General features: G+C 69.2%; 1 protein-coding gene. It reads right to left on the bottom strand.

All coding sequences use genetic code 11. The annotated features are described in order from the left end of the window. Positions 1-3,392, bottom strand: a 3,392-nt coding sequence (locus tag EEY80_RS19875) for a pyruvate carboxylase (RefSeq protein ID WP_126979666.1), incomplete at both ends; no start/stop codon positions are given.

The following is a 3,392-nucleotide window of genomic DNA, read 5'->3' as shown; positions in this document are numbered from 1 at the left end:
TCGACCTGGGTGCCCGGGGTGACGTGGAGGGCCTTGACGGTGGCGCTGCGGTCGGCGTGGATGCCGGTTTCCATCTTCATCGCCTCCAGCGTCAGCATCAGGTCGCCGGCACTGACCTTCTGCCCCACGGCGATCGCCACCGAGGCCACCGATCCCGGCATCGGCGCGCCGACATGGGCGGGGTTGCCCTCCTGCGCCTTGGGGCGGGCCGCGGTCTTGGCCTTCACCATCCGGTTCGGGACCTTGATGATCCGCGGCTGGCCGTTCAGTTCGAAGAACACCCGCGCATCGCCCTCGTCCGTGGTCTCGCCCACCGTCTGCAGCCGGATCTCCAGCGTCTTGCCGGGGTCGATCTCGACCGCGATCTCCTCGCCCGGCTCCATGCCGTAGAAGAAGGCGCGGGTCGGCAGGGTGCGGACCGGGCCATAGGCCTGGTGGCGCTTCATGTAATCGGTGAAGACCCTGGGATACATCAGGTAGCCGTTCAGGTCCTCGTCATCGAGGGCGACGCCCCCGCAGTCGGCCGAGGCCTTCGCCCGCGCCGCCTCCAGATCGACGGGGGGCAGATGCTTGCCCGGCCGCTCGGTCGCGGGCGCCTCGCCCTTCAGCACCTTCGTCAGGATGCCCTCGGGCCAGCCGCCCGGGGGCTGGCCGAGATTGCCGCGCATCATGTCGATGACCGAGTCGGGGAAGGCCAGTTCCACGGCCGGATCCTCGACCTGCGCCCGGCTCAGCCCCTGCGCCACCATCATCAGCGCCATGTCGCCCACCACCTTGGACGAGGGCGTGACCTTGACGATGTCGCCGAACATCCGGTTCACATCGGCATAGGCCTGCGCCACCTCGTGCCAGCGATCCTCCAGCCCCAGGCTGCGGGCCTGCGCCTTGAGATTGGTGAACTGGCCCCCGGGCATCTCGTGCAGCCAGACCTCCGAGGCCGGCGCCTCCAGCCCGCTCTCGAAGGCGCGGTACTGGTGGCGCACCGCCTCCCAGTAGTTGGAGATCTCGCGGATCGCGGCGATGTCGAGCCCGGTGTCGCGGTCCGTGTGGCGCAAGGCCTCGACGATCGAGCCCAGGCAGGGCTGCGAGGTGCCGCCCGAGAAGGCGTCCATCGCCGCATCGACCGCATCCACCCCGGCCTCGGCCGCGGCGAGGATCGTGGCCCCGGCGATGCCGCCGGTGTCATGGGTGTGGAAGTGGATCGGCAGGCCGACCTCTTCCTTCAGCGCCTTGACCAGCACGCGGGCGGCGGCGGGCTTCAGCAGCCCCGCCATGTCCTTCAGCCCGAGGACATGCGCCCCCGCCGCCTTCAGCTCGCGGCCCATCGCGACGTAATAGGCGAGGTCGTATTTCGCGCGGTCGGGGTCGAGGATGTCGCCGGTATAGCAGATCGTGCCCTCGCAGAGCTTGCCCGAGGCGAGCACCGCATCCATCGCCACGCGCATGTTCTCCACCCAGTTGAGCGAGTCGAAGACGCGGAACACGTCCACCCCGGTCTCGGCCGCCTGCGCCACGAAGGACTGCACCACATTGTCGGGATAGTTGGTGTAGCCCACGCCGTTCGAGGCGCGCAGCAGCATCTGGGTCATCACGTTCGGGATCCGGGCGCGCAGGTCGCGCAGCCGCTGCCAGGGGCATTCCTGCAGGAAGCGGTAGGCCACGTCGAAGGTGGCGCCCCCCCAGCATTCGATGCTGAACAGCTGCGGCAGGTTCGCGGCATAGGCCGGCGCCACCCGGATCATGTCGATCGACCGCATCCGCGTCGCCAGCAGCGACTGGTGCCCGTCGCGCATCGTGGTGTCGGTCAGCAGCAGCTGCGGCTGCGCGGCCAGCCAGTCGGCCACCGCCTGCGGGCCCTGCGTCTCCAGCAGGGTGCGGGTGCCGGGGGCGGGCTCGGCCCGGGCCGCGGGCGGCTTCGGCAGCCGCGCCTCGGCCGGCGGCTTCGGCCGGCCGGCGGTCTCGGGATGGCCGTTCACCGTGATGTCGGCCAGATAGGTCAGGATCTTCGTCGCCCGGTCCTGCCGTTCCTTGAAGTCGAACAGGTCCGCCGTCGTGTCGATGAACTTGGTCGTATAGGTGTCGTTCAGGAAGGTCGGGTGCTTCAGCAGGTTGATGACGAAGTCGATATTGGTGCTGACGCCGCGGATCCGGAACTCGCGCAGCGCCCGGTCCATCCGCGCGATCGCCTGCTGCGGCGTCGGCGCCCAGGCCGTGACCTTGACCAGCAGCGAGTCGTAATAGCGCGTCACCACCGAGCCGGAATAGGCGGTGCCGCCGTCCAGCCGGATGCCCATGCCGGTGGCCGAGCGATAGGCGGTGATCCGGCCGTAATCGGGGATGAAGTTGTTCTGCGGATCCTCGGTCGTCACCCGGCATTGCAGCGCATGGCCCGACAGCTGCACCGCGTCCTGGCTGGCCGCGCCCGTCGCCTCGGCCAGCGTCCTGCCCTCGGCGATCTTGATCTGCGCCTGCACGATGTCGATGCCGGTGACCTCCTCGGTCACGGTATGTTCGACCTGCACGCGCGGGTTCACCTCGATGAAGTAGAACCTGCCCGAGTCCATATCCATCAGGAACTCGACCGTGCCCGCGCATTCGTAGTTCACATGGGCGCAGATCCGGCGGCCCAGCTCGCAGATCTCGGCCCGCTGCTCCGGGGTCAGATAGGGGGCGGGGGCGCGTTCCACGACCTTCTGGTTGCGCCGCTGCACGGTGCAGTCGCGTTCGTAGAGATGGTAGATCTGCCCGTGCCGGTCGCCGAGGATCTGCACCTCGACATGGCGGGCGCGCAGGATCATCTTCTCCAGATAGCCCTCGCCATTGCCGAAGGCGGCCTCGGCCTCGCGCCGGCCCTCGCGGACCTTCTCCACCAACTCGTCCGGGCCGTGGACCGGCCGCATCCCGCGCCCGCCGCCGCCCCAGCTGGCCTTCAGCATCAGCGGATAGCCGATCTCGGCCGCCTCGGCCCGGATCGCCTCCCAGTCCTCGCCCAGCACCCCGGTCGCCGGGATCACCGGCACCCCCGCCTCGACCGCCACCCGCCGGGCGCTGGCCTTGTCGCCGAGCGCGCGCATCGTCGCGGCCTTGGGCCCGATGAAGGCGATCCCCGCCGCGTCGCAGGCCTCGACGAAATCCGGGTTCTCCGACAGAAGCCCGTAGCCCGGATGGATCGCATCCGCCCCGCTGGCCTTCGCCACGCGGATGATTTCCGGGATCGACAGATAGGCCGCAACCGGACCCAGACCCGCGCCGATCCGGTAGGCCTCGTCCGCCTTGAACCGGTGCAGCGACAGCTTGTCTTCCTCGGCATAGACGGCAACCGTCCTCTTCCCGAGCTCGTTCGCCGCACGCATAACCCGGATCGCAATCTCTCCACGGTTCGCGATCAGGAT

Origin of the sequence: Frigidibacter oleivorans (assembly GCF_003993775.1) — a bacterium.
In the GTDB taxonomy this organism is placed as follows: Bacteria; Pseudomonadota; Alphaproteobacteria; order Rhodobacterales; family Rhodobacteraceae; genus Frigidibacter; species Frigidibacter oleivorans.
This window is presented reverse-complemented; position numbering and strand designations above follow the sequence as displayed.